Consider the following 22151-nt stretch of genomic DNA (forward strand, 5'->3'; position numbering starts at 1 on the left):
CGCCTTGCCGGTTCTTCCCACGTTCGGGAATCGCGGGGCCGCAGGGGCCGCGCGAGTCGAGCAACGAAGGGGGATGGACACCGTGACCGGAGCAGTCACACACGATCCGCCGCCGGCCGCCGGAGGGCGGCCGGGCGGACCGCTGATCGTCACCGAGGACACCGAGCTCCTCGACGACCTGCTGCGCCTGTGCGCGGCCGCGGGCGCCACTCCGGAGGTGCACCACGGGGTGCCCGAGCGCAGAGGCAGCTGGGAGGCCGCGCCGCTGGTCCTGGTGGGCGACGACGCCGCACGGCGAGTCCGTGGAGCCGCACGCCGGAGGGGTGTCGTCCTGGTCGGGCGGGACCAGGACGACTCGGGGGTGTGGCGGCGGGCCGTCGAGATCGGTGCCGAACACGTCCTGATGCTGCCCGACGGCGAGCAGTGGCTGGTCGATCGCATCGCCGACGTGGCCGAGGGCGTCGGCAGGCCCGCCCTCACGGTGGGGGTGATCGGTGGCCGGGGCGGCTCCGGAGCGTCCACGCTCGCGTGCGCCCTGGCCGTCACCTCCGCGCGGGAGGGACTGCGCACACTTCTGGTGGACGCCGATCCGCTGGGCGGCGGACTCGACGTACTTCTCGGCGGTGAGACGGCCGAAGGGCTGCGCTGGCCCGCCTTCGCCTCCTCCCGAGGGCGGGTCGGCGGGGGCGCCCTGGAGGAGTCACTGCCCGAGCTGCACGCGCTGCGGGTGCTCAGCTGGGACCGCGGCGACCGGATCGCCGTGCCGCCGCAGGCCGTGCGCGCGGTGCTGGCCGCGGCCCGGCGCCGCGGCGGCACCGTCGTGGTCGACCTGCCGCGCCGCATCGACGACGGGGTCGCCGAGGTGCTCGGCCAGCTCGACGTCGGTGTGCTGGTGGTGCCCGCCGAGCTGCGGGCCGTGGCGGCCGCCGGGCGCGTGGCGTCCGCCGTCGGCATGGTCCTGCGGGACCTGCGGGTGGCGGTGCGCGGGCCCTATCCGCCCGGGCTCGACGACCGGGAGGTGGCCAGGCTGCTCGGACTGCCCCTGGTCGGCGAGGTGCCGGTGGAACCGGGACTGCTGCGCCCGGACGGGGGCACGGCACCGCCGGGTGCCCGCCCGCGCGGACCGCTCGCCCGCTTCTGCAAGGCGTTCTGGGAGCGTGCGCTCGTCGAGGCGGGTGCGGCATGAGCACGCTGGCCGGACCGGAGGGCGTGGAGCTGCTCGACGGGGTGCGGCGGTGGCTGGCCGAGAGCGGCGCCGACCCGACTCCCGCGCGCGTGGCCCAGGCCCTTCGGGAACAGGGGCGGGTGCTCGGGGACGCCGAAGTGCTCGGAGCCGCCTCGCGGTTGCGGTCCGAGCTGGTCGGCAGCGGGCCGCTGGAGCCGCTGCTGGCCGATCCGTCGGTGACCGACGTGCTGGTGTCCGGCCCGGACCGGGTCTGGGTGGACCGCGGGGGCGGCCTGGAGCTGACACCCGTGCGGTTCGCCGACGCGGCGGCCGTACGGCGGCTCGCCCAGCGCCTGGCAGCGGTGGCCGGACGGCGTCTGGACGACGCCCGCCCGTGGGTCGACGCCCGGCTGCCCGACGGGACCCGGCTGCACGCGGTGCTGCCGCCCGTGGCGGTGGACTGCGCCTGCCTGGCGCTGCGGGTGGTACGGCCCCGCGCCTTCACCCTGGACGAGCTGGTCGCGGCGGGCACGGTGCCGCCGGGCGGGGACCGCGTGCTGCGCGCCCTGCTCGACGCGCGGCTGTCCTTCCTGGTCAGCGGCGGCACGGGCAGCGGCAAGACGACGCTGCTGAGCGCCTTGCTGGGGCTCGCCGGGCCGGACGAGCGGATCGTCCTCGCCGAGGACTCGGCGGAACTGCGGCCGGACCATCCGCACGTGGTGCGCCTGGAGACCAGACCCGCCAACCAGGAGGGCGCGGGCCTCGTCACCCTGGAGGACCTGGTGCGGCAGGCGCTGCGGATGCGGCCCGACCGGCTGGTCGTGGGCGAGGTGCGCGGACCCGAAGTGGTCCATCTCAAAGGCGAGATCGCACCAACACTCCGGGGAGTAGTGAGCCCAGGTCAGAGGTTCCTCTGCCTGGGTTAGGCGCTGCGCTCCCGACTTCCGCGCGCCTTGGCCTCGCGCAGCATGTCCACGATCAACCGCCGGTGCTCGACCGAGAGCGGCATCTCCCACGCCGTACGTTCCAGCCGGTCCGTCATGTTGGCGTACGGCCTCTCTCCGGCCTCTTCGGCTTCGGACTCCTGCCGCAGGATCTCTTCGAGGATCTTCGCGGCTTCAGCCCGGCCGACCTCTTGGAGTCGGTCAGGCGCGACACCGACTACCCGAGCCATGTGAGCCACGGTGAGGTCGGGGCCGATCACTTCCTGCCGGTCCGCACCCTTGTATCCCTTCTCGATTTCTCGCCAGCGGGACCCGCCCAGCCTGATCGGAACCAGTTTGGCGGCTGCCTCAGGGCTGAGTCCGCGTGCCTGGCGTGCGATGCGGATCAGCACAGCCTCTGGGGGCGCCTCGTGGGCACCGTCGGATGGCGCAGGCATGGTGCCTCCTCGTCTAGCGGCCAGGAAACTGCACGAAATTCTAGCGAATAGCAGCAGGTCAACAGCTCAAGCGAGGGTCAAGTCGCGCCAAGGAGAAGCGGAGACTCTCGGATGATTGCACTTTCTTCTTCTTTCTCCTACTGTTCTAGGCATGGAACCACGACGGACGCATGATCCGGCGGCGGTTCGCCGGAAGCGAATCGAAGCTGGCCTGAAACAGAAAGAGCTCGCTCAGCAGGCGGGCATCTCCGAGCCGCACATGTCCTCGATCGAGCACGGTCGGGTGAATCCCTCGCCACCTGTGCTTCGACGTATCGCTACAGCTCTCGGCTGTGAAATCCCGGATCTCATGCCGCCGCGAGAGGCGGTCTCGGCGTGACTGGCCGGATCTGCCTGAACGCAGACGCGGCGTTCGAAGCCGGGTTCAACGAGCCCTGCGAGCACCTCGTTTCGGACCCCAACGACTGCCCGAAGTGCCGACTGACCAAGGCCGAGATCGGCCGATTGACCGTGCTGCTGCGCGGCGAAGCGGCCGCCGAGCCCGCCGCCCGCACGGCGGCCGCCTGACCACACGAAAGCGGGGTCGCACCTGGCGCCCCCAGGCACGACCCCTACGGCACACCCACCCCCACCCAAGACAGGAGTGGATCACCCGTGAACACATCTTCCCAGACCCCGCCCGGAGCGCTGCCCCCCGAGGCCCCGTATCCGGTGGTGCGGCCGCTGCACCAGGCCCGGTTCGAGACGTTCGGTCTCGCGGTGCCCGCCCCGGCCGGCCCCACCACCGACACCACCCCGGCGGCCACGGTGACCGAGGCCGCGGCCGCGGTCCTCGACGCGCGGATCGCCCAGGACGGCGGCGCCACCGCCGAGGAGCTGGCCGAGGCCGAGCAGAACGCCGGGATCCTCTTCGACCCCGCCCGGGTGAAGGCCGTCGCGGACGCGGCCCGCGCCCAGGGCTACGCCGAGGCAGCGGCGGACCTCGAGGGCGTCCGCGCCGAGCTGCAGGACGCACGCCGCGAACTCGCCAAGACGGCCGGCGACCACCGGCGCCTGCAGGCCGTGATGCGGCTGTGCGAGGGACACCGCGGCGACGACCTGGTGATGGTCGCCGCGATCGCCACCGCCGCGGAGTGCGGCAGCACGGCCCTGGACGGCATTCCCATGCCGCTCACCTGGGACCGCAGCGCCGACATCCCCGAGGCCACCGACCCGGACAAGCGCGTCACCGTGCACTGCCGTTCCTCCTACGGCGGCCGCGCCCACCTCACCATCAATGGCGAGGACCGCCAGGCGCTGGCGTCCCTCCTCGACGCCGAGCTGGTCCGCGACATCCACGCCACGTGCGCCACGGCCGGCTGCGGCACCGCCGAGAACCTCGACCCCACCAACCCGTTCCTGGCGGGCTGGATCCGCATCGAGGTCGCCTGCACCGAGGGCGGCCCCCGCTGGTACTGCTCCCCGCAGTGCGTGTCCAACGCCGTGGCCCGCGCCGGTGAGGAGCTTGCGGCCGCCGAGCAGCTCGCCGCGGTCGACCCGGACGAGCAGGTGCCCTACCTGCCGGCCGACGACAACGCGCCCGAGTACCTCACCGAGGAGCAAGCCGCTGGCGGTGCCCGGTGAGGCAGACCCTGGACACCTACCTCGGGTGGGAGCAGCTGATCCACCGCCCGGCCTGCAAGCGGCCCCGCTTCGACGTCGACCTGCGCACCACCGAGGACGAGCTGCGTTACCGCCTGCCTGGCGAGGAGCGGCAGCACAAGTGCGCGGACGACAACTGCGAGCACGGCAACCGCTTCGAGGCCATCACGGTGCGGATCGTGTGCCGTTCCTGCGGTGTCGCCGAGCTGGTCACGGGCGAGCGCACCGAGAGCGTCGGCCGTACGAGCACGAGCACCGCCTGCCTCGGGTACGGGCTGCCGCCCCGCCGGACGGACGGGCTGTTCCTGTGGCCCGGTGAGCCGTGGCTGCCCTTCGGCCGGCTGAACACGGCGGAGCCGCACGACTTCCTCGTCACCGCCACGCGCGTCGAGCGCGTCGAGCGGGACGACGTGGTCGGTCAGATCACCCAGGCGCGCGGCAAGCGTGGCGGAATCGTGTGGGCGGCGGCCGCCGTGCAGTCCCCGACCGGCCCGTACGGCGCCGGGCTGGGCCTGCGGTGGGCGCACGCAGCGGAAGGCTTCAAGACCATCTCCGCCGCCGCGAAGTACATCCAGGCGCGGCTCGCCGAGCAGCAGACCGGCGGTGCCCAATGAGCACTGAGACGACACACACCCCCATCGAGGCCATCGAGGCCTTCGAAGCCGGCGCCTTCCGCGTCGGGCAGGTGATGCGCCGCCTGCTCGCCGAGCACCCGGGCTTGCCGGTGTTCTACTTCCGCCCGTCCGTGAAGGTCACCGCGTGGCTGGACGACGATCCGGCTGACACCGAGCTGGCCCTGCAGTTCAGCGCCCGCACCGCCGATGGGGTGCGGGCCTGGGCCAAAGCCCTGGACGTGGCAACCGAAAGCGAGGTCAAGGACTGGCCCGTGATCGGGGACCCGGAGGCGCTGGCCGACTACGTCGAGATCGACACGGTGATCTACGGCGTACGACTGGTGATCACCGGTTCGAGCGACCTGACCGCCGAGGAGGCCGCGGCCTGGCGTGCCGTGCGGGAGCAGGCGGCTGGGGACGTCCCGGCGGGTGGTGGCCAGTGAGCGCCGCCACCGAACCGGCGCAGCACGGGAAGAGCACCCAGGGCAGCAGCCAGCTGTCCGTGGGCGAGGCCACCCGCACGCTGGCCGTGCCGCAAGCGCCGTACGCCGACGCCATCACGGCCGCGCTCGACGCCGTGAGCATGCCGCCCGCGGCCCTCGAGATCGGGTTACGGCGCGTCCGGACCGGAGCGTCCGAGCTGTACCTGCGCGCCGTCTGGCCGGCGGACTCCCCAGCGCTGGCGGCCCCGGCCCGGGCGCACGGCCTGACGGTGGCGTGGTCGCACGTCACCGGCTGGTCCGTGCACGACGCCGAGGAGAACTGCGCGCTGCTCGACGTCGACGCGCTCGCCGCCCCGGAGCTGGTGGCCGACGCCGCCCGGCATCACGCCCGGCACGGCATCGACGAGGCCCGCCCGTGGGTGCCGCCGGCCGACGGCCGCTGGTCCGAGGCCGTCTACCTCGACGTCGCCCTCGGCCTGTTCGACGAGAAGGGCGGCCCGACGTGGTGATGGCGCTGCTGCTCGCATTCGCGGTCCTGGTCGCCCTCTGGTGGGTCGTGGCCATCGTCGCCAACGAGTTGATCGGCCGCCGCATCCGCATCCCGTACCGCTGGGCCGCACGTCTGGTGCCGGGCTGGCTCCCGCCCTACGTCCACCGTGACCGGCTGCAGGCGGTGACGGACCGAGTCCGCGCCACCCGCGCACGGATCCCGCACGCGAAGGAGTCGACATGACGACTCGTCCCGGGCTCGTGGCCGAGGCCGCGATCGCCGTCCTCGCCGCCCGCCTCTCCGTGGAGATCCCCGGGCTGGGCCAGGACGAGATCGACCGTATCGCCCGCCGCCAGGCCGACGACCTCACCCGCGCCGGGTTCCACGTCACCGTGCCCGTGGAGGCCCTCGCCACCACCGCGCGGCGCCTCAAGGCCAGCCGCGCCACCTGATCCCCGGGCGGGCGGCCCGTGCCCTGACAACCGTGCCGCCCGCCCGGCCACCAACCACCATCTCTGGAGTACCACCGTGCGTCCCACCGTGCGGCGCGATGACCCGCGCCTGAAGATCATCACCGAGACCATCGAGCGCCTCATCCCCGGCGCCACGCCGGCGTTCCTGACCGTGGAGGTCACCGAGAAGCTGCCCGGCAGCAGCGATCACCGCAACACCTGGACCGGCAGCCCGGCCGGTCTCGCCGAGCGGGTGTTCACCGCCCTGTACGGCCGCCCTCGCTCCGGCGAGCAGCTCAGCCCCCTGGAGCAGGCCGAGGACGCCAAGCGGCGCCGGGACCTCGACGGCGAGATCTCCGCGCTCGTGCAGGGGCACACCGCGCTCACCTCCGCGCCCTGGTACCCGGCCCGTCCCGGGGACCTGGTCCACGTCCACCACGAGGCCGGCGGCACGGTGCCCGCGTTCGGCGAGACCTACCTCATTGCGGCCGGCGCCTACGACGGCTCCCTGACCATGCGGCTGCTCGCCCACACCCTGCCCGCCGACACCGAGTTCCTCGACGGCATGGTCGGCTGCTTCGCCGTCGAAGACGACCCCGACCCGCTCATGGAGCTGTGGTTCGAAGCCGGCCCGCACACGCTGACCATCGTCCGCCAGGGCCGGGTCGTCCACGACGGCCCTGCCCGCGGCCGCGGTCAGGCCGCCACGCGGATCCTGTTCGAGGCCGAGCGCCACGCCGCGACCATGCGCGACGTCCGCCGCTACCTGGAGCGGGAGGAACCGCAACTCGCGCTCGCCCGCCTGCGGTCAGGCCAGCCGCTGCCGCCGTGCGGCGCGCCCGGCATCACCGCGGAGGAGACGGACTGTGCGCGGCCGCGCGGCCACCGCCCGCCGTGCAGCCCGGAGGCGGACTACGTGGCGCCGCCGCACGAGTGCCCGGCTCTGCCCGAGCAGCTGCACGCCGTGCTCACCGTCGACGCCAAGTCCACCTACGTCCACATCGCCGGCGTGACACCCGACCGGGACATCGCCATCGACCACGCGTCCGGGTTCGCCGCCTTCCGCGAGGACCTCACCGAGCGGTACGTCAAGCCCGCGCCCGGCCTGCCCGGCGAGGTCATGCTGCAGCTGCCTCTGGCGAACGAGCGTCACGTGGTCGGCGTGCAGCTGGCGGTCGTCGCACCGCTGCGCATGCTGCCGGACCTGCGCGCCGAGGAGGAGTGGGCGGCCGAGGGCAGGGCGACCGCGCTGGACGCGCAGGACTACGCCGACGACTACGACGACGTGGACGGGGCGGTCGCCGATCCGGAGGACGTCTTCGACTACGGCATGGACCGCGAGCCCGTCGACACGCACGACCCCGAGGACGACCAGTGAGCACCGTCGACCCGCACGCCGAGGCACACCGGCTGAAGAACGAGCTCGGCTACGGGGCGCGCCGGATCGCCGATGAGCTCGGCATCACCCGGCACGCGGCCACCCAGCTGCTGGCTCAGCCACTGGCCGACCAGCCGGCCGGGGTGGCTGGCCAGGTGGCCGGGGCGGCTGGCCAGGTGGCCGGGGCGGCTGGCAAGGACGGCCAGCCACCGGCCGAGCTGGTGGCCGGGGTGGCTGCTCCGTCGGCCCGGGTGGCTGACGAGGTGGCTGCCGGGGACAGCCAGTTGCCCGCTGACCAGCCGCTTGCGGTGGCTGACCGGGTGGCTGAGGGTGGCCGGCCGGTGGCGGCCGCCGAGGGCCGGGAGCGGCGGCCGGTGGCTGAGCTGCGCCTGCCGCGCCGGGTGGCCGACCCGCTCGCCGGGATGGACGTCAGCCAGTGGCGGGCGCTGAGCCGTGACCTCGCGGTGCTGGCTGAGACCGGCCGCACCCCCGAGGCCCTGGTGCACCAGGCCGTGACCGCCATGGCGTACGCCTACCGCCTGGCCCGCAAGGCGGGCGACCTCGAGCCCGGGCAGTGGTTCCTGGTCGCCGACATGACGCTGCGCCCCTCCCCGCACTCGGCCGCCCGGCCGGAGACGGCGGAGCGGCCGTGACCGGGCCGGCCGCCCCGCACGCCCCCCTTCCGGGGCGGTCGGCCCCCACCTACCCGTGGCGGCCCGGGCAGCCCGTACCGGAGTGCCAAGTCCCTCGCGGCTGGCATTCCCTGACCCGGGCCCGCCTGTACGTATCCGGCTGGCTCTGCGACCGGCACAGCCCCTGGCACCGCGCGAACCGCCCGGACCCCACACGTCCCCCCACGCCCTGACCGCAAGGGCCCGGCCCCGCCCGGGCCCCCTCAACTTCACCGGCCCCGGCCGGACTCACCCGAACAGGATTCCTGTGTCCGACAACGCCCAGCTCGCCCGCACCGGCACCGCCGGAGCCCTCGTCATCGGCACCACCGTCGTCACCGGCTGGTGGCTCCTGGCGATCGCCCTGACCATCGTCATCATCGGCGCGGTCGTGATCCGCATGTCGTTCCGGCCGCGCCTCGCCGCGGGCCAGAGCACCGTCACGGCCGACGTCGCCGAGGGCCAGGGCGACACCGAGCCCGGGGCGGGCCTGTGATGACCGGCCAGCGCACACCCCTGGACGCCCGCGTGCACCGCTCGGGCACCGTCCTGGCGGCCGCCATCACCCTCGTCGCCGCCGCGGTGTGGGCCGCCCACCACGGCGTGCAGGCCGCCTCCTACGGCGACGCCACCGGCAGCCGCCTGGCCGCCGTGTGGACGGTGACGTTCCTGCTCCTGCTGAGCCAGACCCTCATGTACCACTGCGAGCGGCCCCGCCGCGTCACCGCCCGCGCCCGCCGCCAGCTCGACGCCCTGCACGTCGCCGTCCTGCTGCCCGTCTACAACGAGGACGACGGCTACCTCTACCTCGGCCTGGAGTCGCTGCTCACCCAGACGCGGCGGCCGGACTCGGTGCACGTCGTCGACGACGGCTCCACCACCGGCGACTACGCCGAGGTGCGCGCCTGGTGGATGCGCCACGCCCGCGAGGCCGGGATCAACACGACGTGGCAGCGCACGCCCAACGGCGGCAAGCGCCACGCCCAGGCCGCCGGCGTGAAGGCCTCGCCCCGCGCGGACATCTACATCACGGTCGACTCCGACTCGTGCCTGGCGCCGAACGCCATCGAGGAGATCCTCGCCCCGTTCGCCCGGCCGAAGGTGCAGTCAGTCGCCGGGATCGTCCTGGCCACCAACCACCGCACCAACCTGCTGACCCGCATCACGGACCTGTGGTTCACCACAGGGCAGCTCACCGACCGCTCCGCGCTGTCCGCGATGGGCGCCGTCCTCGTCAACTCCGGCCCTCTCGCCGCCTACCGGGCCCCCGTCGTCCGCGACAACCTCGACTCCTACCTGCACGAGACGTTCATGGGGCGCCCCGTCGGGTTCTCCGACGACAGCCTGCTCACCCTGTACGCGCTGCTGCGCGGCCGCACCGTCCAGCAGCCGTCCGCCGTGGTGTTCACCGCCCTGCCGGAGAAGGCCTCGCACTTCGCCCGCATGTACATGCGCTGGATGCGCGGCTCCACCATCCGCTCCATATGGCGCATGCGCTACCTGCCGCTGACGGGCTGGGCCTACTGGGCGCACCTGCTGCGCTGGTTCCAAGTCGCTTTGTCGACGGCCGTCCTGGGCTGGCTCCTGGTCGTCGAGCCCGTCCGCTACGGCAACACCCCGCCGGCCTCGTTCCTGGTGGTGCCGTTCCTCATCGGCTGGGCGCAGGCCCTGCGCTACCTGAGCGTCATCCGCTCCGACGAGCGCATGCGCCAGCGGGCCGTCACGTGGCTGCTGATGCCGCTCGCCGTGGTCGGCGCGTGGACGGTGCTGCGCGTCATGCGCTGGTACGGCGCCGCCACCTGCGCCCGCACCGGCTGGGGCACGCGGCAGAACGGCGCCGAGGTCTCCCTCACCGCCACGGCGCCGCCGGCCGAGCCGGACACCGAAACCACCCTGCAGCTCGCCCTCCCGGCCGCCCGCTGAACCGCCGCCGGGCCCCGCGCCGGGGCCCGGCACCGAACCGACACACCTGCGAGGACCTGATGACCGAACAGCTCACCAGAGCCATACCGACCCCGGCCGTCCTGGCCAGCGACCTGCAGCCCTACGCCCGCCTGGTCGCCCTGGTCCTCGCACACAGCGCGGGCCCGGCCGGCTACCTGCCCGTCAACGGCCCCCAGATGGCCAGCCGCCTCGCCGAGCGCACCGGCCTGAACATCAAGCAGGCCCGGGTGTCGCTGAAGGTCCTCGAGGTCACCGGGTTCATCCACCGCCCCGACCTCGCCACCTGGCAGCCCCAGCAGTTGGTCCGCCCGATCACCCTCGTCCACCCCGCCCCGGCCGCCCGTACGGAGCCATCCCATCCGGAGGCGGAGAGGTGAGCGGCGGGGAGCAGTTACCGCTGCTGCCGGCCGACCCGCCCCGCTGGGGCGGCCCGGCCGCCGTCTCGGCCGACCCCATCGTCACCTCCGGCCGCACCGAATACACGGTCCGCTGCAACGGGCCCTCCGGCTGCGGCCACCTCCACCGCCACACCGGCCCCGGCATCCGCACCGGCCCATGCGGCGCCACCTACACCGTCCCCGACGCCGACGACTCCCCCTAGGACACCGTGCCGTTCCTGCCCGCGCCCGCTACCGAGCCCCGCCACAGCCGTGGCGGGGCCGGTGGCGTTGCCCGGGCAGAGACCGCCCCTCCCTGGCACGGCCAGATGATCAAGGTGTCGAAGCTGGTCTGGGGCAGCGGGTTCTTCTCACACGGCGCGATCCGCTACCACAGCCAAGTCCTGGCGCTGGACAGCCGCGCCGAGCGCTGCCGGGCCGGTGTCGCGGTGCTCGCGGCCATGATGGGCGACAGCAAGCGCACCGGTGAGCGCTACCTCGCCGAGCTCACCGGACCCGGACCGGCCGGCGTGCCCGAGACCGAGGTGATCCGCCACACCGACCCCGGCGGCCGCGGCACGACAGCCGAGCGCCGCGTGCGTGTCCCCGGCAAGGGCGAGCACTTCGCGTATGTGCCGGTGTGCGCGTGCAAGGCCCTGCGACCCACCCTGTACGTCCTGTACCTGGCCCTGGCCTACGCCGACGCCATGGGCCTCGCGGTCACCGCGGGCGAGCTCGCCGAGCTCCTGGGCGTCACCGAGCGCACCGTGCGCCGGCTGCTGGCCGAGCTCGCCGCCCCCGGCTGGATCACCGTCGAGCACCGCGCCGGCTACCAGGGCCGCCACCAGATCACCGTCAACGGATGCCCCGGCCACGCCGGACCCGACGCGCCGAGTCCGGACACAGATGGCGGATCGGGTCCGGACACGAATGGCGGATCCCTCGCGTCTAAGGAAGACCCTGGACTGACTGACAAGAGCACCACGCAGGTGGGTGGTGCTTTCCGCCGTAGGCGAGGTGACCGTAAGTGGGCCGCCGCCCCTGTGGATACTCCCGGTAACGCGACGCCCGCGACGTTCCGCTCAGCGCCCCGTACGGCCTGCCCGCCCTCCGCCGAGCCGCTCACCCTCCCGCCGCGCGTCTGGGCCGTTCTGGAGCCCGTACGGGACCTGCTGCCCGGCCTGCGGCCGTTCGTCCTGCGCCGCATCCGCGACGAAGTCGCCCGCCAGCTCGACACCGGCGTCCTGGCCGAGGACATCACCGACCAGCTGCGCCTGCTGCGCGCCTGGACCCCCCACGAGAACCTCACCGACCCCGGCCGCTGGATCCTCGGCGCCGCCCTGCCCGCACAACCGGGCCCCTGCGGCCTCACCGACTGCATCCGCGGCTTCATGCGCCACACCGGCGCCCCCTGCAAAGCCTGCGCCGACCACCGCACCCGCCCCGCCACCCCCGCTCCGGCCCCCGCCCCGCCACCCCCACGCCAGGCTCCGCCACCCCACGCCACCGCCCGCTACGAAAAGCTCCGCCACGCCGAACAGATCGCCCGGCAGCAGCACGCGGCCGCCGGACGCGAACGCGCCGCCCTGCTGCAGCAACTGGCCGCGAACGGCCAGACGCTGCCCCTGAGCGCCGTGTACGGCCCACAACAACCAGCCGACGACGAGCCACCCCCCGCCCGCGTGGGCCCACCACCCGACCCCGGCGGCTGGAGAGCCCTCGTTGCCCGCGAACGACCCGCAGACGCCGCCCGCACCTACCGCCACCGCTGGACCGGAGACCACGCCCAACTCCTGCCACCCGAAACCGCCTGACCCACCCGAAGGAAAGACCATGAGCGAGCACACCACCACCGACCGGGCCGCGCTCCGCGACCGCATCGCCGAACTGCGCGACCAGATGCTCCACGCGCTCGACTCCTCCTACGTCATCGGCCCACTGGGCTGGAACAGCGTGGAGGCGCTGATGGACGCCTACGACGACGCGGTGCTGGCCGTGCTGCCGCCGCCCGTCTCCCGGGCCGACATCCTCCGCGAAGCCGCCGCCCTCGCCGACCGCCTCAGCATGGAGATCGAGCAGGCCATGAAGACCCGGGAGATCGGCCCGCTGACCGCGCTTCAGGACCTCGCCGACGAGCTGCGCCGCATGGCCGACGAGGCGCAGCCCGCCGAGCAGCGCGGCGTCGACCGGGCCACCGTGGACCGAGCGGTGGAGGCGCTGCGAGCAGGCAACCACATCACAGCCAGGCGCCTGCTGGAGTCCGCCACGAGCAGCACCGCCGAGGCGCAGCAGGACGGGGCCCGCCCGACCCACGACACCACGACCTGAGAGGAACCGTTCTGCGATGCCCTACCCCACCTCGCGCCCGCCCGCCCCCAACGGCCCCGGACACTGCCCCAGATGCCTGCAGGAAGTCCTGTGGTGCATCACCGCCAAGGCCCGCGTCCCGTTCGCCGTCGACCTGCAGCGCAACGAGAACGGCAACCAAGCCGTGCGCCAGGACCACACCGGCCGCTGGCTCACCCGCCAGCTCACCCGCGAACGCCCCACCCCCGAAAACGACGAGCACCTGCACATGCCCCACATCAAGACCTGCCCCGTCCCCGCGCCCCGCCCCACCCAGCAGCCCCCGGCCGGCGGCCGCGGCCGCCGCGGCGTACGACCCGTCAGGTGGCAGCGATGACAACCCACTCCAGCCCCCACCAGAAGGTCATCGCCGCGGCCCTCGAGGACTGGTGGATCACCACCGACCCCGCCGCACCGTTCGAACCGGCCACCGTCGCCGAAACCGTCGAGCACTACCTGCTCAGCTCCGGCTACTACATCGCCCCCGACACCGGAATACCCACCATGCACGCACCCGCCCCGCCCAGCCGCGGCACCGTCGCCTTCACCGTCTTCCTCGTCCTCGCCCTCACCACCGGCGGCCTCGTCTCCCTCGCCCGCCACGAGTGGCCGTGGGCCCTCGCCGGCGCCGTCGGCGCCGTCCTGTTCAGCTGGGAAGTCGCCGACGAACTCGCCGAACGCCGCGCCCACCGCCGCAGGGGGACCCAGTGACCCCCAACCAGGCCTACCTCATCGGCGCCATCGGCGGCGCCAGCCTCGCCGTGACCCTGGCCCTCATCGTGCTCCTGGCCCTCGCCCTGCACGCCGCCGTGTCCCGCATCATCGACCTCCACGACGCCTACCGCGAACGCCGCACCCACGCCCGCCAGCAAGCCGCCGAACTCGCCACCCTCCACGCCATCGACGCACTCGGCACCACCCCTCACCCCAAGGAGCACTGACCCATGGCCAACTACCCCGACCACACCGCCGCCGCCCAGAAACTCCTCGACCAGCAAGCCCAGATCAACCAACTCACCGCCGAAATCGCCCGCCTGCGCACCGGCGAAGAGGACGGCTACGACCCGCTCGTCCGCCCCACCCCCGGACAGTGGCTGCGGAAGTTCAACAACTCGCCCATCCCCGAGCGCCTGGCCGTCGTCGAGCGCATCATCGACGCCTGCACCCGCGCCTCCACCTGCTTCGAGATGAACCACGAGGCCCGCCTGCGCCAGCTGCAGGACGACTACGACAACGCCGCCCGCTGGCGCAACGAACAGGCCGACCGCGCCGACCGGATGCAGCACGACCGGGACGTCGCGTACCGCGAACGCGCCCACCTGCTCGCCCTGCTCGCCACAATGGTCGACCACGCCGTCATCGCACCGGCCCCGGACGTCGACGAGCCCGGCTGGTGGCTCCTCTACCTCACCCTCGGCGGCCGCCAGGCGTCCTGGCACATCTCCCCCCAGGACGCCACACTCTTCCGCCACGTCGAGCACGTGACGGCGGGCGACGCCCGCGCCCAGTGGGACGGCCACAGCACCGAAGACAAATACGCCGGCATCGCCGCCTGGACGGCCGAGCTCGCGCAGCGCTGCGGCCCGGCCTGCTCCGAGATGCACACCGAGACGGGCCGCTGCGAGATCGCGAGGAACCGGTGACCATGCACGAGCGCCCCACCGAACCCCTGCGCGCCACCAAGCTCACCCCCGAGCAGCAGGAGCAGCTGCTCCACCAACTGGCCACCACCATGGCCTACATGCGCCAGATCGCCGAGGCCATCCTGCCCTCCGTCAACGCCGCGGCGCGGGAAATGGTCAAGGCCTTCCAGGCGCTGCAGCAGGCCGGCTACATCGACGAGGACGGCCAGCCCGTGAAACGCCCAGACCGGCCCGCATGGGCCAGCCCGTACGGGCCCCCGCCCCGCGGCCGCCACTGACCGCCTCGCGCGCGCACGCGCGCCTGCGTTCCGCGCGCGCGATCGCAGGAGCGCAAGATCCCTGCCCCTACCCGCCAGTACGACTGGCCGCCGCCCACCGACGGGAGAGCACCCCATGAGCATGTGCGCCGTCTGCCGCCGCGCCACCGAGGCCGGCCTGCACGCCTGCCCCCGCCACACCGCCGAGCTGCGCGTCTGGCTCGCCGAACTGCCCGCCCAGGTCCGCCTCCTGCGGCGGTTCCTCATCCCCGCCAGCGCCCCGGCCCAGGGACGCCTCGGCGGCACCGGCCGCGCCACCGCACCCGTCCCCGTCGACCTGCGCGTCTTGACCCTGCTCGGCCCCGGACACGTCGACCCCCACCACGCCGACGACGACGGCACCGTGCCCATCCTCGCCTGGCTCGGCGGCTGGGCCGGCCACATCGCCTACACACAGCCCTCCGTCACCCGCGACCCGTACGGCACCGCCCACGTACGCCCCTGCGAGCAGGCCTGGCCACGCCACGGCGAGACCGTCACCGGCTGGTGCACCTGGCTCATCCGATACCTGCCCTACGCCCTCACCCAACCGTGGGTCGGCGACCTCTACCGCCAGCTCGGCGACCTCAACGCCCGCATCCTCGACCTCACCCACGCCACCCCCCACACCCACCCCCGCAGCGCGCCCTGCCCCCACTGCGGCACTTTCGACCTGGTCGCCATCGACGGCCAGACCGACATCCTGTGCAACACCTGCGGCCACCAACTCGACCCCCAGGCCTACGAGCAGCACGCCGCGGCGTACCGGCAAGCCCACCAGGCCGACGCCGAAACCGCCGCCTGACACCCCACTGTCAGACCCCCGTGGCACACTGCCTTCCGGCACATCGACTGGTCCCGGTCGACGCTTCACACGGCCCGCCCCCGACCTGAACAGGGGCGGGCCGCCGCGTTCCCCACGCGGCCCCGCTGGACAAGATCGTGACTTAGCGCAACACTCGTGCCAGCAGAACACGTGTGCCCATACGGCCCCGAAGCCCATCCCCCCGGCTTCGGGGCCTCGGCATGTGCACAGGAGGTGACCATGGACCACCTCACCACCACCCAAGCCGCCGAACTCGCCACCACCTGGCGCCGCCTCGTCTCCGCCGGCGCCGCCGCCGTCACCACCGCCACCATCCGCTCCTGGGCCCACCGAGGCCACCTCACCCCCTGCGGCCTCGACCACCACCAGCGGCCCCTCTACGACCGCAGCGACCTCGCACGCGCCGAACGCGCCACCCGCGACCGCGCCCTGCGCCTCGTCGACACCACCGGCACCTGACACCCACCAGCCACCCCAGCGGCAGGGGTGGAGGGGAGCAGCCGCCCCGGGAACACGCAGACCCGGGGCGGCCGCCCCTCCAGAACGCCGCACCCCGCCCACACCGCCGCCCCCAGGAAGCCCCATGGACACAGAGCAGGACTTCGGCGCCTGGCGCGCAGAGCAGCACAACCGCGCCCAGGCCCACGCCGTCAGCTGGGCCGAACGCGCCACCACCGAATACGGCACGGCCGTGCGGTACGAGGACGACGCGCGCGAGCGCCAGCAGTACGACAGCGGCTGGCAGCGCGACCGTGCGGCCGAGTCCCGCACACTGGCCCAGTTCCACGGCGTACGGTCCACCGAAGCGCTCAAGTTGGCCCACATGTGGGCTGCCGTCGCCCAGGCCCTCGCCGCCGGAGCGCTGCCCATCGACTTCGAGCTGGTCTCCGACTCCTGACCCACCACAGACGCACGGCGAAGCCCCCGCGCTCCTTCACCGGCCGGGGGCTTCGCCGCGCCCAGACGTCCACTGCCCGGCGACGGGACCGGAGGTGAACATGCTGGCCTACACCGTCCACGACGTGCGAGTGATCCCCGAGAAGCACGAACTGCCCCCACAGGACGGATGGCGCTGCTGGGAGCTGACAGGGATGTGCAGCCTTCAATGCAGCTGCGGCCACACCGAGGGGCCCATGGTCAACGCCCTCGCCGGCCTCATGGCGACGCTGCACATCCATGGGCTCACGTAGAGGCCTGCAGGTCTGCCCCACCCCAGGCTGCTGGAGGCTCACCCCAGGTGGACGCTGCGGGGTGTGCCAAGGCGAGGCGCAGCGCGCACGCCCCAGCGCGGCCTCCAAGGGCTACGACGCACGCTGGGCACGCACACGAGCCGAGTACCTGCGCGCGCATCCCTACTGCGAGTGCGAGGAGTGCGAGGCCCTGCCCGCACTGCTCAGGCCCAGGGCGACCGAGGTCAACCACCGTGACGGACTCGGACCGCTCGGGCCGAGAGGGCACGATTGGGCCAACCTGCAGGCCATGACCAAGGCTCATCACTCTCGTGAGACCGCGAGACATCAGCCTGGAGGCTGGAACGATCGCCCAGAGTGATCAGAATGCAAAACCGCAGGTCAGAAGCGGTTTTGGATTCAAAAGCGCAGGTCAGAGGGGTGGGGGTGGACCCCTAGCGAATAGGGGGCCCGGAACGCCGGGGAGGGCTCCGGGAGGTCCGTCAGGTTCAAAGGGTCAAGATCGTCACGCAACGTGACGATCGGCTGATGCTGCGCAACGCAGCTCGGAGGAGTGATCACCATGCCCCGTGGAGGAGCCCGCGTCGTCTCCGGACCGGCCCCAGACCCTGCCGCACTGCGCCGCAACCGGCCCTCCGACAAGGCCGGCTGGACCCTCCTGCCCTACGAGGGCCGTCCCGGGGAGCCGCCCGAGTGGCCGCTGACCGAGGCCACCGACCGCGAATGGCACCTGTGGTGCGATCTGTGGGAGCGGCCCCAGGCCGTCATGTGGGAGGAGCTCAGCCAGGAGTTCGAGGTGGCCCTGTTCGTGCGCTGCCTCGCCGAGGCCGAGCAGCCCGACGCCAAGGTGGACGTGCGCAAGCTCGCCCGCCAGTACCTCGACAGCCTCGGCCTGTCCGTGCAGGGCATGCTCCGCAACCGGTGGAAGATCTCGCCCGGCGAGCCCGGCACCGTCCCGGTACCGGCCGCGGCCGAGCCGTCGACGCCGGCACCGCGCCGCCCCTCCGCGCGCGACCGTATGAAGGTTGTGCCGTTCCGTGGCCCGGGGGCGTGAGCCGCAGGCCGAGTTCGTCGTCGACTTCCCCACGCTGTGGGTCGTCCCGGACTGGATCGAAGCGCACTGCCCCGTCCCGGACGGTTTCAAGGCCGGCCAGGACCTCGAGTTGTACCCGTGGCAGCTGTGGTGCACCGTCAACCACTACCGCGTGCGCCCGGAGGCGCGCCCGGGCCAGCTCGCGCCGGCGTTCCACTACCGCCGCAGTCAGGTCGTGGCGCCGCAGAAGACGGGCAAGGGCCCCTGGAGTGCCACGGTCGTCCTGGCCGAGGCCTGCGGGCCGGTGGTGTTCGCCGGGTGGGCGCGCGGCGGCGAGCGGTTCATCTGCTCGGACTACGGCTGCGGCTGTGGCTGGTGGTACACCTACGAGCCCGGCGAGCCGATGGGCGTGCCGTGGCCGACGCCGCTCATCCAGTTGACGGCCACCAGCGAGGACCAGGTCGCGAACGTCTACCGGCCGCTGAAGGCGATGGTCAAGAAGGGCCCGCTGCAGGAGAGGCTGCGGGTCGGCGAGGAGTTCACACGGATCGGTGAGGACGGGCAGATCGACGTCGTCACGTCGTCCGCCCTGTCGCGTCTGGGCAACCCGATCATCTTCGCCCTGCAGGACGAGACCGGCCTGTACACCGCGGCGAACAAGCTGCGGAAGGTCGCCGAGACCCAGCGCCGCGGCGCGGCCGGTATGGGCGGCCGCTCGATGGAGACCACCAACGCGTGGGACCCGTCCGAGGACTCCGTGGCTCAGACCACCAGCCAGTCCAAGCGGCGGGACATCTTCAAGTACCACCCGCAGGCCCCGAAGTCGCTCAGCTTCGGGGACAAGCGGCAGCGCCGGCGGATCTTCCGGCACGTCTATGCCGGCTCCGCGCACGTCGACCTCGACGCCATCGAGGCCGAGTGCGCCGAGATCATGGAGAAGGACCCGGCCCAGGCGGAGCGGTTCTTCGGTAACCGGTGTGTCGCTGGCACGGCCGGGTGGCTGGCCGGTACGAAGTGGGCGGCCAAGGCCAAGCCGCGCCGGGTGCGGCCCATGACCCGGATCGTGCTCGGGTTCGACGGCTCCGACATGGACGACTGGACCGCGATCCGGGCCGAGACCATGGACGGCTACCAGTTCACCCCGCTGTGGGGCCCGCGCGACGAGCCGACCATCTGGAACCCGGCCGACTACGGCGGCCAGGTCCCGCGCGCCGAGGTCCGCGCGGCGATGGACCAGCTGATGAACCGCTACGACGTGGTCCGCCTGTACGCCGACCCGCCGTACTGGGACACCGAGGTCGACGACTGGATCGACGCCTACGGCGAGGAACGCGTCATCCGCTGGTACACGCGCCGCCTGGTGCAGATGCACTCCGCGGCCGAGCGGCTCAAGACCGACGTGGTGAAGCGGAACACCGCCGACGGCCAGCGCGCGTCGCAGTTCACGCACGACGGCTGCGAGCTCACGCAGTCGCACATCGAGAACACCCGCCAGGCCGAGCGGCCGAGCGGGCTGTACGTGCTCCGCAAGGCCAGCCCGGCTCAGAAGATCGACATCGCGGTGGCGTCCGTGCTCGCGCACGAGGCCCTCGGCGACGTCATCGCGGCCGGCCTGGCGGAGAAGGAAGTGTCCTACTACTACGGCTCGTGAAGGGGGGGCGTGGATGGCCACCCTGGCGCAGGCCCTGCAGCTGGTGTCCCTGCTGGAGTCGGAGCTGATCCGGCGGCGGGCGGAGATCGACCGCAACAGCGAGTACTACCGCGGCAAGCAGCCGCTGAAGTTCGCGAGCGACGACTTCGCCAAGTTCCACGGCGACCGCTACCGCGACTTCAGCGACAACTGGGTCCAGGTCGTCGCCGACAGCCCTGTCGAGCGGCTGGACGTCACCGGCTTCCAGGCCTCCGGCGAGGAGAAGGCCGACAAGGACCTGTGGCAGGTCTGGCAGATCAACGGCCTCGACGGCGACAGCCAGCTGGGGTTCCTCGGCGCGGTCAACTCCGCGCGGTCGTTCGTGCTGGTGTGGGGTGACCCCGACGACGAGGACACCCCCGTCGTCACGTTCGAGGACGCCGCGCAGTGCATCGTCGCCTACGAGCCCGGCTCGCGCGTGCGCCGGCGGGCCGGGCTGAAGAGGTGGCAGGACGGCAACATGGACTACGCCACCCTCTACCTGCCGGACCAGCTGTGGAAGTTCGAGCGGCCGCTGTCCCGGCAGGACAAGTCCCCGCAGATGGCCGACGTCGACGACGCGATGCGGCTGTGGCTGCCGGCCGGGGCCGAGGAGCGCCGACGGGCGTGGGAGCCGCGCGACGAGTTCGCGCTGGGCGAGCCGAACCCGCAGCCCAACCCCATGGGGATCGTGCCGCTGGTGGAGCTGCCGAACAAGCCGATGCTGGTGGAGGACCCGATCAGCGACGTGTCCGGCGTGGTGGCCATGCAGGACGCCATCAACCTCGTCTGGGCGCAGCTGTTCACCGCCTCCGACTACGCCAGCTTCCCGCAGCGGGTCGTGCTCGGCGCGGAGCGGCCGATGATCCCGAAGCTGAACAGCGCGGGGGAGATCGTCGGCAAGCAGCCGGTGGACCTCAACAAGTTCGCCATCGACCGCGTCGCGTGGATCACCGGCAAGGACGCCAAGATCGCCGAGTGGCAGGCGGCGAACCTGGCCGCCTACACGCAGATCATCGAGGTAGCCGTGGGCCACCTCGCCGCCCAGACCCGCACCCCCCAGCACTACCTCATCGGCAAGATGGCCAACCTGTCCGGCGATGCGCTGCTGGCCGCCGAGACGGGCCTGGTGAAGCGCGTCAACGAAAAGAAGCTGTGGTTCGGGCAGGCCCTGCGCGAGGTCGCCCGCCTGATCTACCTGGCCCGGGGCGAGGACGCCAAGGCCAAGGCCATGCGCGCCGGCAGCGTGCTGTGGGCGGACTCCGAGTCCCGCTCCTACGCACAGCTCGCCGACGCCCTGGTGAAGCTGAAGGACATCGGATTCCCGTTCGAGTGGCTGGCCCTGCGCTACGGCCTCACCCCCACCGAGGTCGCCGACGTCGTCGCGATGCGCGAGCGGGAGGCCGAGATGGACCCGGTGGCCGCGGCCACCGCCATGCTCGCCCGCCGCCCCGGCCCGCAGCCGGACGACGGCGGGGAGGACGCCGACGTCGACGAGGACGTCCCGGAGGAGGTGCCGGCGTGACGGTGCCCGCGGCCGACGAGGCGCACCAGGCCGAGCGCGCACAGCAGGCCGCGACGACGGCGGCCGCCGTGCGCGCGGTGTGGGGCGGCGTCGACCCCGAGGACCTCGAGGGCTCGTGGCTGGCGCGGGCCGTGCTGGCGGCCGAGCTGATCCGGGCCGGGCAGCTGGCCGCCGCGTCCACAGCCGAGCCGTGGCTTCGGCAGGCGGCCGGCGAGGGCGAGGGCACGGTGGACCCGGAGGCAGCGGCCGCCGCGACCGGTGACCTCACGGTGCCGCTGGTGTATCCGCTGCTGATCGCACTGAACCGGATCGGGCGCGGCTTCAGCACCGCCATGTCGATCCTGTCGGGGGCCGCGTTCCTGGAGATGGTCACCCGCACGCTGATCGCCGATGCCGGGCGGATCGCGGACATGGCCGGGATGATCGCCCGCCCCCGGGTGGTGTCCTACGTGCGCGTCGTGCACCTGCCCGCGTGCGCGCGGTGCGTCATCCTCGCCGGCCGCGAGTACAGCCTGTCGGAAGAGTTCCTGCGGCATCCCCGCTGTGACTGCACGCTCGCCCCGCGCCGCCCCGGCGACAGCTGGGAACTGGCCTCCCCGACGTCCCTGTTCGAGCAGATGACCGAAGCGCAGCAGCGTCGGGCGTTCGGCGAGGCCGGCATGAACGCCATCCGTGAGGGCGCCGACATCGCCCAGGTAGTCAACGCCCGTCGCGGCATGACCACCGTGACCCGCTACGGACATGAAGTGCAGGCCACCAGGGAGGGCACCACCCGCCACGGCCTGTACGGCTCGCGCGCCCGGAAGTTCCACAAGGCGGCTGGCGCCCGGTTCGGTGAGACGACCCGGGCACGCACCCGCGCGAAGACCCCCCGGCTCATGCCGGAGGAGATCTACCGCCTGGCCAAGGGCGACCGCGAGCACGCCATCCGGCTGCTCAAGCGCAACGGCTACATCGTCTGACCGCGCACCGGTGGCCTGGCGACGCCACGAGGTCGTGCTGAGGCGAAGCGTCGGGCCTTCGCCTCAGTGGTGAACCACGACCGGTAGCCGGTCGCGCAGATGGCA

At 73.0% G+C, this 22151-nt stretch carries 31 protein-coding genes and 1 pseudogene; 31 read left to right on the top strand and 1 reads right to left on the bottom strand.

All coding sequences use genetic code 11. From position 1 onward, the window contains the following. Positions 1–73 precede the first annotated feature (73 nt). Together ssd and ACPXCS_RS06050 are read left to right on the top strand one after the other, a co-directional pair. Positions 74–1186, top strand: a complete 1113-nt coding sequence (gene ssd / locus ACPXCS_RS06045; RefSeq protein ID WP_425943795.1) for a septum site-determining protein Ssd — start codon at positions 74–76, stop codon at positions 1184–1186. After that, a pseudogene (locus tag ACPXCS_RS06050) lies at positions 1183–2022 on the top strand (TadA family conjugal transfer-associated ATPase); the annotation flags it as partial. The gene ssd and the pseudogene ACPXCS_RS06050, both read left to right, overlap by 4 nt. A 65-nt stretch (positions 2023–2087) precedes the next feature. On the opposite strand, the gene ACPXCS_RS06055 reads toward ACPXCS_RS06050, so the two are convergent. Next, the gene (locus ACPXCS_RS06055; RefSeq protein ID WP_425943793.1) at positions 2088–2546 is read right to left on the bottom strand and encodes a hypothetical protein; all 459 of its coding nucleotides are present in this window, start codon (positions 2544–2546) and stop codon (positions 2088–2090) included. A 151-nt stretch (positions 2547–2697) separates the two neighbouring features. On the opposite strand from ACPXCS_RS06055, the gene ACPXCS_RS06060 reads away from it, so the two are divergent. The 29 genes from ACPXCS_RS06060 (at position 2698) to ACPXCS_RS06200 (ending at position 22046) form a co-directional block, all read left to right on the top strand. Beyond that, complete coding sequence (locus ACPXCS_RS06060; protein ID WP_425943791.1) at positions 2698–2925, top strand: helix-turn-helix domain-containing protein; 228 nt, start codon at positions 2698–2700, stop codon at positions 2923–2925. Then, positions 2922–3113, top strand: coding sequence for a hypothetical protein (locus tag ACPXCS_RS06065; protein WP_425943789.1), 192 nt, complete (start codon positions 2922–2924; stop codon positions 3111–3113). The genes ACPXCS_RS06060 and ACPXCS_RS06065 overlap by 4 nt, the downstream gene beginning before the upstream one ends. An 87-nt stretch (positions 3114–3200) precedes the next feature. Then, positions 3201–4169, top strand: a complete 969-nt coding sequence (locus ACPXCS_RS06070; RefSeq protein ID WP_425943787.1) for a hypothetical protein — start codon at positions 3201–3203, stop codon at positions 4167–4169. After that, the gene (locus tag ACPXCS_RS06075; RefSeq protein WP_425943785.1) at positions 4166–4801 is read left to right on the top strand and encodes a hypothetical protein; all 636 of its coding nucleotides are present in this window, start codon (positions 4166–4168) and stop codon (positions 4799–4801) included. Before ACPXCS_RS06070 ends, ACPXCS_RS06075 begins: the two co-directional genes overlap by 4 nt. Beyond that, positions 4798–5244, top strand: coding sequence for a hypothetical protein (locus ACPXCS_RS06080; RefSeq protein WP_425943783.1), 447 nt, complete (start codon positions 4798–4800; stop codon positions 5242–5244). The genes ACPXCS_RS06075 and ACPXCS_RS06080 overlap by 4 nt, the downstream gene beginning before the upstream one ends. After that, the gene (locus tag ACPXCS_RS06085) at positions 5241–5753 is read left to right on the top strand and encodes a hypothetical protein (protein WP_425943781.1); all 513 of its coding nucleotides are present in this window, start codon (positions 5241–5243) and stop codon (positions 5751–5753) included. The genes ACPXCS_RS06080 and ACPXCS_RS06085 overlap by 4 nt, the downstream gene beginning before the upstream one ends. Next, positions 5747–5977: a hypothetical protein gene (locus ACPXCS_RS06090; RefSeq protein WP_425943779.1), complete on the top strand. Its 231-nt coding sequence runs from the start codon at positions 5747–5749 to the stop codon at positions 5975–5977. Before ACPXCS_RS06085 ends, ACPXCS_RS06090 begins: the two co-directional genes overlap by 7 nt. Next, positions 5974–6186, top strand: a complete 213-nt coding sequence (locus ACPXCS_RS06095; protein WP_425943777.1) for a hypothetical protein — start codon at positions 5974–5976, stop codon at positions 6184–6186. Before ACPXCS_RS06090 ends, ACPXCS_RS06095 begins: the two co-directional genes overlap by 4 nt. Positions 6187–6262: 76 nt before the next feature. Further along, complete coding sequence (locus tag ACPXCS_RS06100; protein ID WP_425943775.1) at positions 6263–7564, top strand: hypothetical protein; 1302 nt, start codon at positions 6263–6265, stop codon at positions 7562–7564. Next, complete coding sequence (locus ACPXCS_RS06105; RefSeq protein WP_425943773.1) at positions 7561–8217, top strand: hypothetical protein; 657 nt, start codon at positions 7561–7563, stop codon at positions 8215–8217. The genes ACPXCS_RS06100 and ACPXCS_RS06105 overlap by 4 nt, the downstream gene beginning before the upstream one ends. Positions 8218–8503: 286 nt before the next feature. Then, positions 8504–8731, top strand: a complete 228-nt coding sequence (locus tag ACPXCS_RS06110; protein ID WP_425943771.1) for a hypothetical protein — start codon at positions 8504–8506, stop codon at positions 8729–8731. After that, entirely contained in the window at positions 8731–10158 is a 1428-nt protein-coding gene (locus ACPXCS_RS06115; protein WP_425943769.1) for a glycosyltransferase family 2 protein, read from the top strand. The genes ACPXCS_RS06110 and ACPXCS_RS06115 overlap by 1 nt, the downstream gene beginning before the upstream one ends. A gap of 59 nt (positions 10159–10217) precedes the next feature. After that, complete coding sequence (locus ACPXCS_RS06120; protein ID WP_425943767.1) at positions 10218–10556, top strand: hypothetical protein; 339 nt, start codon at positions 10218–10220, stop codon at positions 10554–10556. After that, positions 10553–10780 carry a hypothetical protein gene (locus ACPXCS_RS06125; RefSeq protein WP_425943765.1) on the top strand — a complete coding sequence of 76 codons (228 nt, stop codon included), beginning with the start codon at positions 10553–10555 and terminating at the stop codon, positions 10778–10780. The genes ACPXCS_RS06120 and ACPXCS_RS06125 overlap by 4 nt, the downstream gene beginning before the upstream one ends. 105 nt (positions 10781–10885) lie before the next feature. Continuing rightward, positions 10886–12370 (top strand): hypothetical protein, encoded by a 1485-nt coding sequence (locus ACPXCS_RS06130; RefSeq protein ID WP_425943763.1) that lies wholly within the window; start codon positions 10886–10888, stop codon positions 12368–12370. Positions 12371–12389: 19 nt separating this feature from the next. Next, positions 12390–12884, top strand: coding sequence for a hypothetical protein (locus ACPXCS_RS06135; RefSeq protein ID WP_425943761.1), 495 nt, complete (start codon positions 12390–12392; stop codon positions 12882–12884). A gap of 16 nt (positions 12885–12900) precedes the next feature. Further along, positions 12901–13239: a hypothetical protein gene (locus tag ACPXCS_RS06140; RefSeq protein ID WP_425943759.1), complete on the top strand. Its 339-nt coding sequence runs from the start codon at positions 12901–12903 to the stop codon at positions 13237–13239. Beyond that, positions 13236–13613 carry a hypothetical protein gene (locus tag ACPXCS_RS06145; RefSeq protein ID WP_425943757.1) on the top strand — a complete coding sequence of 126 codons (378 nt, stop codon included), beginning with the start codon at positions 13236–13238 and terminating at the stop codon, positions 13611–13613. Before ACPXCS_RS06140 ends, ACPXCS_RS06145 begins: the two co-directional genes overlap by 4 nt. Next, positions 13610–13843: a hypothetical protein gene (locus tag ACPXCS_RS06150; protein ID WP_425943755.1), complete on the top strand. Its 234-nt coding sequence runs from the start codon at positions 13610–13612 to the stop codon at positions 13841–13843. Before ACPXCS_RS06145 ends, ACPXCS_RS06150 begins: the two co-directional genes overlap by 4 nt. A gap of 3 nt (positions 13844–13846) precedes the next feature. Next, positions 13847–14545, top strand: coding sequence for a hypothetical protein (locus tag ACPXCS_RS06155; protein ID WP_425943753.1), 699 nt, complete (start codon positions 13847–13849; stop codon positions 14543–14545). 2 nt (positions 14546–14547) lie between these two features. Further along, positions 14548–14823, top strand: a complete 276-nt coding sequence (locus ACPXCS_RS06160; RefSeq protein ID WP_425943751.1) for a hypothetical protein — start codon at positions 14548–14550, stop codon at positions 14821–14823. Between the two features lie 115 nt (positions 14824–14938). After that, positions 14939–15646, top strand: coding sequence for a hypothetical protein (locus ACPXCS_RS06165; protein ID WP_425943749.1), 708 nt, complete (start codon positions 14939–14941; stop codon positions 15644–15646). Between the two features lie 240 nt (positions 15647–15886). Further along, positions 15887–16126 carry a MerR family transcriptional regulator gene (locus ACPXCS_RS06170; protein ID WP_425943748.1) on the top strand — a complete coding sequence of 80 codons (240 nt, stop codon included), beginning with the start codon at positions 15887–15889 and terminating at the stop codon, positions 16124–16126. A 124-nt stretch (positions 16127–16250) separates the two neighbouring features. Next, on the top strand, positions 16251–16565 hold the full coding sequence (locus ACPXCS_RS06175; protein ID WP_425943746.1) for a hypothetical protein: 315 nt from the start codon (positions 16251–16253) through the stop codon (positions 16563–16565). 100 nt (positions 16566–16665) lie between these two features. Next, complete coding sequence (locus ACPXCS_RS06180; RefSeq protein ID WP_425943744.1) at positions 16666–16857, top strand: hypothetical protein; 192 nt, start codon at positions 16666–16668, stop codon at positions 16855–16857. Between the two features lie 562 nt (positions 16858–17419). Continuing rightward, positions 17420–17911 (top strand): hypothetical protein, encoded by a 492-nt coding sequence (locus ACPXCS_RS06185; RefSeq protein ID WP_425943742.1) that lies wholly within the window; start codon positions 17420–17422, stop codon positions 17909–17911. Next, entirely contained in the window at positions 17895–19541 is a 1647-nt protein-coding gene (locus ACPXCS_RS06190) for a hypothetical protein (RefSeq protein ID WP_425943741.1), read from the top strand. Before ACPXCS_RS06185 ends, ACPXCS_RS06190 begins: the two co-directional genes overlap by 17 nt. A 13-nt stretch (positions 19542–19554) precedes the next feature. Continuing rightward, complete coding sequence (locus ACPXCS_RS06195; RefSeq protein ID WP_425943739.1) at positions 19555–21084, top strand: phage portal protein; 1530 nt, start codon at positions 19555–19557, stop codon at positions 21082–21084. Then, positions 21081–22046 carry a hypothetical protein gene (locus ACPXCS_RS06200; RefSeq protein WP_425943737.1) on the top strand — a complete coding sequence of 322 codons (966 nt, stop codon included), beginning with the start codon at positions 21081–21083 and terminating at the stop codon, positions 22044–22046. The genes ACPXCS_RS06195 and ACPXCS_RS06200 overlap by 4 nt, the downstream gene beginning before the upstream one ends. Positions 22047–22151: the final 105 nt, after the last annotated feature.

It is taken from the genome of Streptomyces sp. DT190 (genome assembly GCF_049846985.1).
In the GTDB taxonomy this organism is placed as follows: domain Bacteria; phylum Actinomycetota; class Actinomycetes; order Streptomycetales; family Streptomycetaceae; genus Streptomyces.